Origin of the sequence: Bradyrhizobium liaoningense (assembly GCF_018130825.1) — a bacterium.
Taxonomy (GTDB): domain Bacteria; phylum Pseudomonadota; class Alphaproteobacteria; order Rhizobiales; family Xanthobacteraceae; genus Bradyrhizobium; species Bradyrhizobium liaoningense_B.
This window is the reverse complement of sequence record NZ_JAFCJS010000001.1, coordinates 370,670-383,661: the sequence shown is the minus strand read 5'-3', so window position 1 is coordinate 383,661 and position 12,992 is coordinate 370,670. Positions and strand designations below refer to the sequence as shown.

At 64.4% G+C, this 12,992-nt stretch carries 11 protein-coding genes; 6 read left to right on the top strand and 5 right to left on the bottom strand.

Annotated features, from left to right (window positions below):
• The first annotated feature begins 105 nt into the window (after positions 1–105).
• Positions 106–1,047: a GAF domain-containing protein gene (locus tag JQ603_RS01860; RefSeq protein ID WP_212336058.1), complete on the top strand. Its 942-nt coding sequence runs from the start codon at positions 106–108 to the stop codon at positions 1,045–1,047.
• 9 nt (positions 1,048–1,056) lie between these two features.
• Here the strand turns inward: JQ603_RS01860 and JQ603_RS01855 are convergent, their stop codons facing one another.
• On the bottom strand, positions 1,057–3,339 hold the full coding sequence (locus JQ603_RS01855) for a ComEC/Rec2 family competence protein (RefSeq protein WP_212336057.1): 2,283 nt from the start codon (positions 3,337–3,339) through the stop codon (positions 1,057–1,059).
• A 98-nt stretch (positions 3,340–3,437) separates the two neighbouring features.
• Entirely contained in the window at positions 3,438–3,671 is a 234-nt protein-coding gene (locus tag JQ603_RS01850) for a DUF2171 domain-containing protein (protein ID WP_212336056.1), read from the bottom strand.
• A gap of 386 nt (positions 3,672–4,057) precedes the next feature.
• Between JQ603_RS01850 and JQ603_RS01845 the strand changes: the two genes are divergently transcribed.
• The gene (locus tag JQ603_RS01845) at positions 4,058–5,386 is read left to right on the top strand and encodes an MFS transporter (protein ID WP_212336055.1); all 1,329 of its coding nucleotides are present in this window, start codon (positions 4,058–4,060) and stop codon (positions 5,384–5,386) included.
• A gap of 64 nt (positions 5,387–5,450) precedes the next feature.
• Here the strand turns inward: JQ603_RS01845 and JQ603_RS01840 are convergent, their stop codons facing one another.
• Positions 5,451–5,822 (bottom strand): SPW repeat protein, encoded by a 372-nt coding sequence (locus JQ603_RS01840; protein ID WP_212336054.1) that lies wholly within the window; start codon positions 5,820–5,822, stop codon positions 5,451–5,453.
• A gap of 267 nt (positions 5,823–6,089) precedes the next feature.
• Here JQ603_RS01840 and JQ603_RS01835 point away from each other — a divergent pair, with 267 nt between their 5' ends.
• Both JQ603_RS01835 and glnA read left to right on the top strand, forming a co-directional pair.
• A complete protein-coding gene (locus tag JQ603_RS01835) occupies positions 6,090–6,272 on the top strand; it encodes a hypothetical protein (protein WP_026311880.1) in 183 nt (60 codons plus the stop codon).
• Between the two features lie 128 nt (positions 6,273–6,400).
• Complete coding sequence (glnA, locus tag JQ603_RS01830; protein ID WP_212336053.1) at positions 6,401–7,831, top strand: type I glutamate--ammonia ligase; 1,431 nt, start codon at positions 6,401–6,403, stop codon at positions 7,829–7,831.
• On the opposite strand, the gene JQ603_RS01825 is transcribed toward glnA, so the two are convergent.
• Positions 7,832–8,218, bottom strand: coding sequence for a nuclear transport factor 2 family protein (locus JQ603_RS01825; protein ID WP_212336052.1), 387 nt, complete (start codon positions 8,216–8,218; stop codon positions 7,832–7,834).
• A 7-nt stretch (positions 8,219–8,225) separates the two neighbouring features.
• Positions 8,226–9,902, bottom strand: coding sequence for a glutamine--tRNA ligase/YqeY domain fusion protein (locus tag JQ603_RS01820; protein ID WP_212336051.1), 1,677 nt, complete (start codon positions 9,900–9,902; stop codon positions 8,226–8,228).
• A 144-nt stretch (positions 9,903–10,046) separates the two neighbouring features.
• Here JQ603_RS01820 and gltX point away from each other — a divergent pair, with 144 nt between their 5' ends.
• Complete coding sequence (gltX, locus tag JQ603_RS01815; protein WP_212336050.1) at positions 10,047–11,474, top strand: glutamate--tRNA ligase; 1,428 nt, start codon at positions 10,047–10,049, stop codon at positions 11,472–11,474.
• A gap of 145 nt (positions 11,475–11,619) precedes the next feature.
• Positions 11,620–12,924: a citrate synthase gene (gene gltA, locus JQ603_RS01810; RefSeq protein ID WP_212336049.1), complete on the top strand. Its 1,305-nt coding sequence runs from the start codon at positions 11,620–11,622 to the stop codon at positions 12,922–12,924.
• The last annotated feature ends 68 nt before the right edge of the window (positions 12,925–12,992 follow it).

Here is a 12,992-nt window from a genome sequence, read left to right as displayed (position 1 = left end):
TTCTCCGTCGCACGAAGTTTGCGCTGCCCTGCCTGAATTTTGAACGTCCGTTCTGCAGGCAAATGGCCGATGCTGCCAGAAGGCTTGAGGCAGCGGGCACGTTCGATGAAGACCTTCATTCGCGTCGTTGAACTCTGGGTGCCCGACCGGACGCGCATGCGGCTGGAATTCGGCGGCGGCCTCTACGGCGAAGGGCTGTCCGCGTTCAGGGCCGCAAGCGAAGATCTGCGCTTCGGTCGGGATGAGGGCCTTCCCGGCAAGGCCTGGGCTTCCGGCCATCCCGTCATCCTCACCAAATTCGCCAACTCCTATTTCAAGCGGACCGACCAGGCGCTCGCGGCGGGCCTGACCTGCGGCGTGGCGGTGCCGGTGTTCTCAGGCGAATTCCTGCAGGCCGTGATGGTGCTGTTCTGCGGCGACGACGAGGCGCATGTCGGCGCGATCGAGCTCTGGCACAATGACCCCGATACCTCCCACGAGATGGGACTGGTCGACGGTTACTATGGCACCGCCGACATGTTCGAGTTCAACTCCCGTCACACTAGGTTTCCGCGCGGCTTCGGCCTGCCCGGACGCATCTGGAAAGCCGGCCTGCCGCTGATCATCAAGGACCTGCACAACGCCAAGAGCTTTCTGCGCTGGGAAGACGCCGCCGAGGTCGGGATCAATCTCGGCGTCGGCGTGCCCTACCGGACCGGCACCGACCAGACCTGGGTGCTGACCTTCCTCTCCGCGCAGGCGACGCCAATTGCACGGCGCTTCGAGATCTGGGTGCCGAACGAGACCCGTTCTGCGCTGGTCTTCCGCGCCGGAGATTGCAGCGCCCAGACCGACCTTGCCGCGCTCTATGCGGACAAATCCATTGCCAGCAGTGACGGCAGCATCGGCGGCGCCTGGGCCACCGGGATGCCCGCGCTCAACGATGATCTCGCGCATGACAAATCGATCGCGGCCGCTGAGGCCCGCGCGTCCGGGCTGAGCCAGTTGGTGGCCCTGCCGGTGATCGGGAGCGCCGGGCTCGACGCCGTGCTGGCCTGGTACCTGTAGCCCGTCCGCTCAATCCTCAGCCTGCATATCGGCCTCCGACGGCGTCGCGTCCCGGCTGCGGGAAGCCGGCGCCGGCGGCGCAAGGCTCGCGCCGTAATCACCCTCGCCGGCGATGGCCGGCGCCCATGGGCGATCAGCGCCCCTTGCCTTGACCGCCTGGACCGCAAAGCCGTCGCCTCGCCGCGTCAGCGCGAGCGCGCCCTGCGCGGCAAGACGCTGCCGATCCACCACCATCGCCGCGCAATCCGGCGCAGCGGGCCGGGCCGTCACCACCAGCGCGGCGCGGCTGCAATCGTCCGCGAGTGCATCGATGCGCAAAGCCAGCGCGACGAGGTGACCGTCGGCGAGCGGCGTCACGCAGCCGGCCTCGTCGCACGACACGCCGTCGGCCAGTGAGGCACTGCCCGCATCGCGCGGATCGGCGTCGGCAGCCAGCCACTCCTTCAGCAGAAAGCTGTCCTTGCTCGCCCGGATCATGTGGAGGTGCCCGTCCCTGCCCCGCACCGCGACGCTCGCGCCGTCTCCGGCAATCAGGACGTCCGGCGGCCGCGCCGACAGGCCCCAGAGGATCGCCGCCAGCAGCACCAGCCCGCCGGACCAGCGCAACGGCGTGCGCAAGAGGCCCATGACAATGATGCCGAGACTGGCCGCGATCAGCGGCGCGATGCCGAACGCCGGGATGCGCCCGACTGCGCCCGGCAGCGCCGCCACCCAGCGCGACACCGCGACCATCCAGTCGATGCCGATCCCCATCAGCCACCAGAACACGCCGTCGAGCCCGAAGGGAGCGGCGAGCAGGCCCAACAATCCGGCCGGCATCACCAACGCCGAGACCACCGGCATCGCGCCGAGATTGGCGAGCACGCCATACGGCGTGACCCGGTGGAAGTGGAAGGCGGCATAGGGCGTGGTCGCAAGCCCCGCGATTAGCGAGGCAAGAAACAGCATCGCGATCTCGCGGCCGCCCCACAGCGCGATGCGCGCGGTCGCCGAATGGTCGGGCGAGGCAAACAGGTTCGGCATGCCGAACTGCACCAGCGCGACCAGCCCGAGCGTTGCCGCAAACGACATCTGGAAGCTCGGATGCACCAGCGCCTCCGGCGCGACCGCGAGCACGATCAGCGCGGCCACCGCCAGCGTGCGGAAGGTGATGGCGCGGCGATCGACCATGACCGCGATCAGCACCACCGCGGTCATGAAGAACGAGCGTTGCGTCGCGACCTCCGCACCCGACAGCAGCAGATAGAACGCCGCGGCAACCAGCGCCGCGGCCGCCGACCATTTCTTGATGGGAAAGCCGACCGCCAGTCCCGGGATCAAGGCCAGCAGCGCGCGTACCGCGAAGAACACGACGCCGGCGACCACCGCCATGTGATAGCCCGAGATCGACAGCACATGGCCGAGCCCCGAGACGAACATCGCGTCATTGACGGGCGCAGTGATCGCATCACGCCGGCCGGTCAATAGCGCGGTCGCGATCGCGCGGTTGTCGCCTTCGAGCGTGGCACGAATGCGCGCATCGATCGCATCGCGCAGGCCCTGCATGAAGGCGCCATAGCGCAGCCGCAAGCCGCCGGCATCCGGCGGCACCGAAGCCGTGATGGTGCCCATCGCGAAGCCGGAGGCACCGATCCCCTGGAAGAACATGTCGCGCGAGAAATCATAGCTGCCGGGGCGCACCGGCGAGATCGGCGGCATCAGCCGCGCCTTGAGCTGCACGAAGCTGCCGACCTCGGGCGCGGTGCCCTTGCGCACCGACAGGCGCACGCGCTCGAGCTTGACGTCGCTGCGCTGCGCCTCCATCGCGGTGACGCGCAGCACGAAGCGATCGGTGCGCTCGCGGATGTCGCGCGTCTCGACGAAGCCCGACAACGACACCGAATAGAGCGGTTTCGCCAGAACGGTGTGCGCGATGCGCGCCGTCTTCCAGGTCGCGATGGCAAAGCCGGCCGCGACCGCCGCAATCAGAAGCGCAGGCGCAAACAGCCGGCTTCGCCGCAACAGGACGGCGCCGAGCATCAGCGCGATGGCCGTCGCGGCGGTCACCCACAGCACCGGCTCGTGATCGGCCGCAAAGTAGAGCGCAATGCCGCTGCCGAGAGCGATGGGCACCCACGGCAAAAGCCGCCCGGCGCCGGCCTCGGCGCTGGCCCATTGGCGCAGCGTCTCGACGAGCGCGGGCCAGGCACCAAAGCCTACCGGTGCAAAGCCGCCCGCCGACGCGGTGCGGCCCGCCGGCCAGGTTCCTGCGATCCCTTGCGAGACACGCTGCGGCCGGCCCGGCTCCGCCATTCCCTAGCAACCCCTGAGATACGCGACAGGCGCAGAGGCTACCGGAACGTGCAGGAGGCCGAATAGCGGTACAGATCAGGAACGAAGAGGGATGCGCCCTACTTTTCCTCTTCCATCGTCACGGCGACAGCCGCCTTGGCCGACAGGCGGACCTTGTTGCCTTCGACACCGGCGACGAGGCCCTTGTCGATGAAGTGATGATGGCCCTTGTGGCTGCCCTCTCCGCTGTCTTTCTTCGTCAGCTTGATGCGGTTGCCCTCGACGCGGTCGACCGTGCCGACATGGACGCCGTCGGCGCCGATGACTTCCATATGCTCTGCGATGTTCTGCATAGTGGGCTCCTGGTTGGACCCACACAACGCCTGAGAGGCTTTTCCGTTCGCTCGTGACAAAACTGCCCGGCACGATGGGCGCCCGTTCCATCTCAGGACGGATCAGCCTCGGTTCAGATCGATTGAGCCGAAAGTCTCATAAGACGCCAGCCCCGGCGGGATTACACTGCTTCACCGCCTCCCCGGCAGACGGGCAGGTCGTGATAGCTCGCGGTACCGAAGTGACCGCTGGAGCTCTTCTCAGATGGCTCAGGCCTCCCTGAGATTAGGCGTTGCGGACGCAACTCGCAATTTTCGCCTGTGGCGACGCGCACCAAACGTACTCCGCGAGCGAATGGGCGCTGAAGAGCGCCAGGAGTAGCGTTTGAATTCGATAGGAGCAGCACATGGCAGTTCAAGTACCGAGCGATTTTCGTCGCGTGATTGTTGCTGCGTCGGTGGGAAACGTCATCGAATGGTATGATTTCTATATCTTTGGCAGCCTGGCCGCAGTTCTGTCGGTCAAGTTCTTCGAGCAGTCCCACCCGGTTGCAGCCCTCCTCAGCACGATTGCGCTGTTCACTGCGGGCTTCCTGATCCGCCCGCTGGGAGCCTTCCTCTTTGGATGGATGGGCGACAGGGTCGGACGAAAATATACGTTCCTCATCACGCTGAGCGGAATGGGACTGGGCACCGGGGCAATCGGGTTGATCCCGACCTACCAGTCCATCGGTCTGACGGCGGCGTTCCTTTTATTCGGCTTGCGCATGATCCAGGGTCTGTGTCTGGGCGGCGAATATGGCGGCGCCATCACCTATGTCGCAGAGCATGTTCCGGACGACAAGCGCGGCTACTACACCGGCTGGCTGCAGACCTCGCCAACTCTCGGCATCGTCGTGTCCCTGGCCGTGATCATCCTGACACGGACCTGGTTCGGCAATCAGGCCTTCGACGAATGGGCGTGGCGCGTTCCGTTCCTGGTGTCCTTCCTGCTGGTCGCCATCGCCATCTATATCCGTCTCCAGCTCCAGGAGACGCCGATCTTCCAGGAGATCAAGGCTCGCGGGCAGATGACCAGGAACCCCTGGAAGGAGGCCTTCCTGAGCTCGAACATCAAATACATCGGGATTGCCGTTGTGGTCCTGATCGGTCAGGGCGTGGTCTGGTACAGCGGTCAGTTCTGGGCGCTGTACTTCCTGCAGCAGGTCTCCAAGGTGGACGCGCTGACCTCCGCCTACATCGTGGGTACAGCGCTGCTGATTGCCACACCGAGCCTGATTTTCTTCGGCTGGCTGTCGGATCAGATCGGCCGCAAGCCGGTCATCCTGGGCGGCATGCTGCTCGCCGCGATCACGTACTATCCGCTGTATCTATGGCTGGGAGCGGTCACGCAGCCCGGCAACATCAACTATCCGACCGCGATCTTCATCATCTTCATCCTCGTTTGCTACGTCGGGATGGTCTACGGGCCGGTCGGTGCGTTCCTGGCGGAATTCTTTCCCGGCAGGATCAGGTACACGTCGGTGTCGGTGCCGTATCACATCGGCAACGGCTGGGGCGGCGGATTGGTGCCGTTCATCACGTCGGCGGCCTTCGCGGCGACCGGAAGCATAGGCTACGCGCTGATCTACCCGATTGCGGTCCCCGCGGTGTGCTTCCTGCTCGCGCTGTTCCTGATGCCGGAGACGCGCAAGATCAGCATCTGGCAACCGGTCGAGCCCAGAACCGCATCGTAACGTGATCGCCTCTCCTCCGGCCGCCATACGATGGCGGTCGGAGAAGAGCCGGCAACCTCTCGTCTCAGCCGGCGCGGTGAGGCCAGTGAGGCCAGTGATCGTGCCACCAGGCACTGAAGTTGCGATCGGTCATCAATTCCCAGACCGCGAGCAAGATCACCAATAGGCCGGACACGACGCTGCTAACCGTGGCGGATGCGGACTCGTAGCCGACGGACCAGGGCGCCGCCACCAGAGCCAGTCCCAGCAGCATTTCGCCCCATTCTTCCAGGTCGGACGGGATGACAAAGGCTTCCACGGCAAACAGCATGACGCCTAGCCCGAGTGCGATGGTGATCCAGACCGCCGCCCCGGATAAGCCGAGGACAAAGGACGACAGGACCAGCCATATGCCCACCAACAGACTGGCAGCGTCTTGCCAATGTTGGATGCGCATGATGCTCACCTCCCTTCTGGTGTTCATATGGGGAGCGCACCGGTGATGAACCATCCGTCCGTCCTGCGTTGTGTTGCCGCGAGCGCCGGTCCAAGGCCGGTCCAAGGCCGGTCCAGAGCCGGCGTCCAAGCCAGGCCGCCCATGCCCGGAGAGGGCCCTTGCGAGTGCGGCGCACCCGGATGCAGACTGTCGCCGCTTGACAGGTGTCAATGTCGACCGTTCCCGGTGCCGCGGAAGTTCGCGCCCGGAGCAGAGGGAGATGACGCCATGCGAGAAATGGAAATCCACGATTATGCGCGGCAGTTGCTGGAAGCCCATGGCCCCAAGGCCATTGCGGAAGCCGCTCAAAACGCCATCGACCTCGAGCAGAAGGGCGAGCTCGAATTGGCAAAAACCTGGCGGCACATCGAAGATGCGATGAAGATGATGCGCGGGCCACACCAAAGCTGACTGCCAGCGCGCGGAAAGCTGGCCTGACTGCGGCGACAACGCCGAACGTGGACCACAATCCGTCGCGAGCCGCTAGGTTGCGGCCGAACGGCTACGCGATCTCGGGACGCTGACCTGGGAGCGAAGCCATGGTTGCGAAATGTACGACAGCCGAAGACCTCCTGAAGGCGATCACGGACGAGAAAGTCCAGATGATCGATTTGCGGTTCACCGACCTGCCAGGGGTGTGGCAACATTTTTCCGTCCCGCCGAGCGCGGTGAATGCCGATGCACTCAATGAGGGCATTGGATTCGATGGCTCATCGATTCGCGGCTTCCAGGAGATCCAGGAAAGCGACATGCTCGTCGTCCCGGATCCGACGACGGCCTTCGTCGACCCCTATAGTCCGGCCAAGACGCTGGTTCTCATCTGCAACATCCGCGACCCCGTGACCGGCCAATCCTATAGCCGGGATGCCCGCTACATCGCCCAGAAGGCCGAAACCTACCTTGGGGGTACCGGGCGTGCCGATACGAGCTATTTCGGCCCGGAGGCCGAGTTCTTCGTCTTCGACGAGGTCCGCTACGGCCAGGGCATCAACTTCGCCATGCACGCGATCGACTCCAGCGAAGGCAGCTGGAACACCAGCACGGATGAAGGACCGAATCTCGGTCACAAGCCGCGCCCGAAAGAGGGATACTTTCCCGTTCCTCCGACCGACAGCATGCAGGCGCTACGCACCGAAATGGTGATGACGATGGAATCTCTGGGGATCCAGATCGAAGCCCATCACCATGAGGTCGCGACCGGCGGCCAGAACGAGATCGACATGCGCTTCACCACGCTGACCCGCATGGCCGACAATTTGATGATCTACAAATACGTGGTCAAGAACACCGCGCATCAGCACGGCAAGACCGCGACATTCATGCCGAAGCCGCTGTTCGAGGACAACGCGTCGGGCATGCACGTTCACCAGTCGCTCTGGAAAGGCGAGACCAATCTGTTCTACGACAAGGGCGACTACGCCGAGCTGAGCCAGCTCGCGCGCTACTATATCGGCGGGCTTTTGAGCCACGCCTGGGCGTTGTGCGGGCTCTGCGCGCCCACCACGAACTCCTACCGGCGCCTGGTGCCGGGTTATGAAGCTCCGATCAACCTCGTCTACTCCCAGCGCAATCGCTCCGCCTGCTGCCGGATCCCGATGTATTCGCCGAATCCGCGCGCCAAGCGCGTCGAGTTTCGTTCACCCGATCCGTCCTGCAATCCCTACCTGGCCTTCGCCGCGATGCTGATGGCCGGTCTCGACGGTATCGACATGCGGATCGATCCTGGCAGCCCGATCGACAAGAATCTCTACGACCTCCCACCTGCGGAGGCGAAGGAGGTGAAGTCCACGCCGGGATCGCTGGATCAGGCGCTCGACGCGCTCGAGCGCGATCACGCTTTCCTGCTGCGCGGCGACGTCTTCACCGCCGACGTGATCGAAACCTGGCTCGACTACAAGCGCAAAAAGGAGGTCGACCCGATCCGGCTGCGACCGCATCCTTACGAGTTCCATTTGTATTACGACATCTAGCTAGATCAGCGACGCCTTCGACGAGGCGTGGTGATTGACGATCTTCCAGTCGCCGTCCTCGCGGATGATGACCCAGCTCATCTTGACGACGAGATCGTCCCGCTCGCCTGCGAGATCGAACGAGATGGTCGCGCCCATGTTGATCAGATCAGGGCCGGCCTGCGCTGCGTTCACCTCGGAGAACACCGCGCTCGGCTTGCGCCAGCGCGGCAGGCCGTTGAAATAATCGGCGACGCCGTCCCGGCCCCGATAGAGTTTTGGGTTGGAGCCGAAGAAGAACGCGTTTTTCGCATATAGCGACGACAGCGCCGCCGCGTCGAGCGTCGCGAAGCCGGCGCACCATTTCGCGATGATGACGGAAACGATGGCGTCGGCTTCGCTGCTCATGTCCGCCTCAGCCTTTGGCCACTTCCTTCGCGAACGTGTCGCGCAGGCCGATGGTGCGCGAGAACACCGGCTTGCCCGGCGTCGAGTCCTTGTCGCGCACGAAATAGCCCTGGCGCTCGAACTGCATCGGCTCGGTCGAATTGCTCTCGGCCACCGCTGCCTCGATGCGCGCATCGGACAGGATCTCCAGCGAATTCGGATTGAGATCGGCCGCGAAGTTCGAGGCGTCCGGGCTCGGATTGGAGAACAGCTGGTTGTAGATGCGGATCTCCGCCGGCTTCGACGCCGCCGCCGGCAGCCAGTGCATGGTCGCCTTGACCTTGCGGCCGTCGGGCGCATTGCCGCCCTTGGTCGCGGGATCGTAGGTGCAGCGCAATTCCACCACCTCGCCTGCATCGTTCTTGATCACGCCGGTGCACTTGACGAAATAGGCATAGCGCAGCCGCACTTCGTTGCCCGGCGACAGGCGGAAGAACTTCTTCGGCGGGTTCTCCATGAAGTCGTCCTGCTCGATATAGAGCTCGCGGCCGAACGTGATCTTGCGCGTGCCGGCGCTAGCGTCGTCGGGATGGTTGATCGCCTCGAGCTCTTCGGTCTGCCCTTCCGGGTAGTTCTCGATCACGACCTTGAGCGGCTTGAGCACCGCCATGCGCCGCTGCGCCGTGCGGTTCAGCTCCTCGCGGATGCAGAATTCGAGCATGCCGACGTCGACCACGCTGTTGGCCTTGGCGACGCCGATGCGCTTGACGAATTCACGCAGCGCCGCCGGCGGCACGCCGCGGCGGCGCATCCCCGCCACCGTCGGCATGCGCGGATCGTCCCAGCCGGCGACGTGGCCGTCGCGGACGAGCTGGGTCAGCACGCGCTTGGACAGTACCGTGTAGGTCAGGTTCAGCCGCGCGAACTCGTACTGGTGCGGCTCTGACGGCACCGGCAGCTTCTCGATGAACCAGTCGTAGAGCGGCCGGTGGTCCTCGAACTCCAGCGTGCAGATCGAGTGCGTGATGCCTTCGATGGCGTCCGACTGGCCGTGGGCATAGTCGTAGCTCGGATAGATGCACCATGCGTTGCCGGTGCGCGGATGATGCGCATGCAGGATGCGGTACAGCACGGGGTCGCGCAGATTGATGTTGCCCGCGGCCATGTCGATCTTCGCCCGCAGCACGCGCGCCCCGTTGGGGAATTCGCCGGCCTTCATGCGGCGGAACAGGTCGAGGTTCTCGTCCACGCTCCGGTCGCGGAACGGCGAGTTCTTGCCCGGCTCGGTCAGCGAGCCACGCGAAGTGCGGATCTCCTCCTGGGTCTGGTCGTCGACATAGGCGAGCCCGTCGCGGATCAGCTTCTCCGCCCATTCGTACAGGCGGTCGAAATAGTCGGAGGCGAAGAACAGGTTCTTGCCCCAGTCGAAGCCGAGCCAGCGCACGTCGGCCTGGATGGAATCGATGTACTCCTGCTCTTCCTTGACCGGGTTGGTGTCGTCGAAGCGCAGGTGGCAGCGACCCGGAAACTCCTGGGCGATGCCGAAATTGAGGGCGATCGACTTGGCGTGACCGATATGCAGGTAGCCGTTCGGCTCCGGCGGGAACCGGGTCACGATCTCCTTGTACTTGCCCTGATCGAGGTCGGCCTGGATGATGTCACGAATGAAATCGCGCCCAACCTCAGGTGCCACCGGTTCTGTCATTACGAAAATCCTGTAGGGAAATCAGCGGTCCTTCTGCCAAATTCGGGAGGCCGCGCCAAGGCCTTCAGCCGTCCGCCGTCGGGCTTTAGTTATGCTCCGGTCCTGCTATACACCACCGCCTCCAATGCATAGGCCCTGCCAAGAATGACCGATTCCGTCGTCACCCGCTTTGCCCCCTCGCCGACCGGCTTCCTCCATATCGGGGGCGCCCGCACGGCGCTGTTCAACTGGCTCTACGCCAAGAAGCATGGCGGCAAGATGCTGCTCCGGATCGAGGACACCGACCGGGAGCGCTCCACGGAGGCGGCGATCGGCGCCATTCTCGACGGGTTGAAGTGGCTCGAGCTCGGCTGGGACGGCGAGGTCATCTACCAGTTCAGCCGCGCCGCCCGCCACCGCGAGGTCGCCGAGCAGCTGCTCGCCGACGGCAAGGCCTATCGCTGCTACGCCACGGCGGAGGAGCTCGCCGCCATGCGCGAGAGGGCCCGCGCGGAGGGCCGCACCCGTCTCTATGACGGCATGTGGCGCGACCGCGACCCGGCCACGGCGCCGAGCGACGTCAAGCCCACCATCCGCCTGCGCGCGCCGCAGACCGGCGAGACCGTGATCGAGGACCAGGTCCAGGGCCGCGTGGTCTGGCAGAACGAGAACCTCGACGATCTCGTGCTTTTGCGCGGCGATGGCAATCCGACCTACATGCTCGCCGTGGTGGTGGACGACCACGACATGGGCGTCACCCACGTCATCCGCGGCGACGACCATCTGATCAACGCCGCCCGCCAGAAGCAGATCTACGACGCGATGGGCTGGGCGCTGCCAAGCATGTCGCACATCCCCCTCATCCACGGCCCGGACGGCTCGAAGCTGTCGAAGCGGCACGGCGCGCTCGGCGTCGATGCCTACCGTGCCATGGGGTACCTGCCGGCCGCGCTCCGCAACTATCTTGTCCGCCTCGGCTGGAGCCATGGCGATCAGGAGATCTTCTCGACCGAGGAGATGATCGAAGCGTTCGACCTCGCCAGCGTCGGCCGGGCCGCCGCCCGCTTCGACTTCGCCAAGCTGGAAAACCTCAACGGCCATTACATCCGTCACGCCGACGATCAATCACTCGTGAGGATGTTCGAGGACGTGCTCGACCACGTCGTGCCCAGCCGCGACGAGATTAAGGCGAAGTTAAACGACACCACGCGGGCGCAGCTTCTCAAGGCCATGCCGGCCCTGAAGGAGCGCGCCAAGACGCTGCTCGAGCTGATCGACGGCGCCTATTTCATCTTCGCCGACCGGCCGCTGCAGCTCGATCCCAAGGCACAGGCGCTGCTGACGCCCGAGAACCGCAAGCTGATCGGCCAGCTTCATTCCGCGCTGGAGAAAGTCGAGACCTGGAGTGCGGCCAGCGCGGAAGCTGCGCTGCGCGCCTTTGCCGAGGAAAATAGTCTCAAGCTCGGCGCGGTCGCCCAGCCCTTGCGGGCGGCGCTGACCGGGCGGACGACATCGCCTGGTATATTTGAGGTTTTGGACGTGCTGGGACGCCAGGAAAGCCTGGGGCGGCTCAAGGATCAGTCTACGACGTAGGTAGGCCATGGCTGCCATGATCTTGCAGCGCACACAGCAATAATATACCCATCTCCCCCGTACCTTCTGGAACATCCGGCCTGCCCCGGCATCTCATCGGGGCCTTCCGGGTCCGGCCCGTTTCACCACACATCGGGGACCTCTGATGGACGCTAAAGAAAGCCCAAAGACCGCCACGCTGACGGTCGGAAACAAGAACTACGATCTCCCGATCCTCAGCGGCAGCGTCGGGCCCGATGTCGTCGATATCGGCAAGCTCTACGGCCAGTCCGGTCTGTTCACCTACGATCCCGGCTTCACCTCGACCGCGAGCTGCCAGTCCAAGATCACCTATATCGACGGTGATGCCGGCGTGCTGGAATACCGCGGCTACCCGATCGAGGAACTGGCCGAGCACGGCGATTTCCTGGAGACCTGCTACCTCCTGCTCTACGGAAACCTGCCGACCGCTGAGCAGAAGAAGGATTTCGATTACCGCGTGACCCATCACACGATGGTGCACGAGCAGATGGCCCGCTTCTTCCAGGGCTTCCGCCGCGACGCCCATCCGATGGCGATCATGGTGGCGGCGGTCGGCGCCCTCGCCGCGTTCTACCACGACTCCACCGACATCAACGATCCCAAGCAGCGCATGATCGCCTCCATGCGCATGATCGCGAAGATCCCGACGCTGGCCGCGATGGCCTACAAGTACACCGTCGGCCAGCCCTTCGTGTATCCGAAGAACTCGCTCGGCTTTGCCGAGAACTTCCTGAACATGTGCTTCGCGGTGCCTTGCGAGGACTACAAGGTCAGCCCGGTTCTCGCCGACGCGCTGGAGAAGATCTTCATCCTGCACGCCGACCACGAGCAGAACGCCTCGACCTCGACGGTGCGCATCGCCGGCTCCTCGGGCGCCAACCCGTTCGCCTGCATCGCGGCCGGCATCGCCTGCCTCTGGGGCCCGGCGCATGGCGGCGCCAACGAAGCCGCGCTCAACATGCTCTACGACATCGGCACGGTCGACAAGATTCCCGAATTCATCGCCAAGGTGAAGGACAAGAACTCCGAAGTCCGCCTGATGGGCTTCGGCCATCGCGTCTACAAGAACTATGATCCGCGCGCCAAGATCATGCAGAAGATGTGTCACGCCGTGCTCAAGGAGACCGGCCATGGCGACGATCCGATGCTGAAGGTGGCGATGGAGCTCGAGAAGATCGCGCTCAGCGACCAGTACTTCATCGACCGCAAGCTCTACCCGAACGTCGACTTCTATTCGGGCATCACGCTGAAGGCGATGGGCTTCCCGGTCTCGATGTTCACCGTGCTGTTCGCGGTCGCCCGCACCGTCGGCTGGATCAGCCAGTGGAGCGAGATGATCGAGGACCCGCAGCAGAAGATCGGCCGTCCGCGCCAGCTCTACACCGGCGTCACCAAGCGCGATTACGTGCCGATCAAGGATCGCAAGTAAGACTTAAGCCGAAACGGCTCTCAGAACGGCGCCATCTCACGATGGCGCCGTTTTTATTTGTGCCATGA